The 573-nt window shown below is 45.1% G+C and carries 2 tRNA genes and 1 rRNA gene; all 3 read left to right on the top strand.

From position 1 onward, the window contains the following. Positions 1-135, top strand: a 16S ribosomal RNA gene (locus tag L1D31_RS22480); the annotation flags it as partial. 59 nt (positions 136-194) lie between these two features. Then, positions 195-270: transfer RNA gene (locus L1D31_RS22475), tRNA-Ala, on the top strand. Between the two features lie 26 nt (positions 271-296). Beyond that, positions 297-372: transfer RNA gene (locus tag L1D31_RS22470), tRNA-Glu, on the top strand. Positions 373-573: the final 201 nt, after the last annotated feature.

The raw sequence follows: 573 nt of genomic DNA, 5'->3' as shown, positions 1-573 counted from the left end.
ACACCATGGGAGTGGGCTGCAAAAGAAGTGGGTAGTTTAACCTTCGGGGGGACGCTCACCACTTTGTGGTTCATGACTGGGGTGAAGTCGTAACAAGGTAGCGCTAGGGGAACCTGGCGCTGGATCACCTCCTTATACGATGATTACTCRCGATGAGTGTCCACACAGATTGATATGTTTATATAAATTAAAGAGGGGCTATAGCTCAGCTGGGAGAGCGCTTCGCTGGCAGCGAAGAGGTCATCGGTTCGAACCCGATTAGCTCCACCAATGATTTCTATTAAGAAATTCTTAGTGTCCCGTTCGTCTAGAGGCCTAGGACACCGCCCTTTCACGGCGGTAACAGGGGTTCGACTCCCCTACGGGATACCATCTTTAAGCGCATTAGTGATAGTGCTTTTAAAAATGGTTTCGAAAGAAACATGCTCTTTAACAATTTGGAAAGCTGACGAATAACAACAATCCCCATCTCTATGAGATGCGTTGTTATTCATTTAAAAGTTCTCAAATCCTAATGATTTGTTCATTAGGTACCAACACACATTCAAGTGTTCTTGGAAACATCCTTGTGAT

The sequence above is a fragment of the Vibrio sp. Isolate23 genome (assembly GCF_022398095.1).
GTDB classification, from domain to species: domain Bacteria; phylum Pseudomonadota; class Gammaproteobacteria; order Enterobacterales; family Vibrionaceae; genus Vibrio; species Vibrio coralliilyticus_A.
The sequence above is the reverse complement of the archived record's forward strand: the minus strand, read 5'-3'. Positions and strand labels throughout refer to the sequence as shown.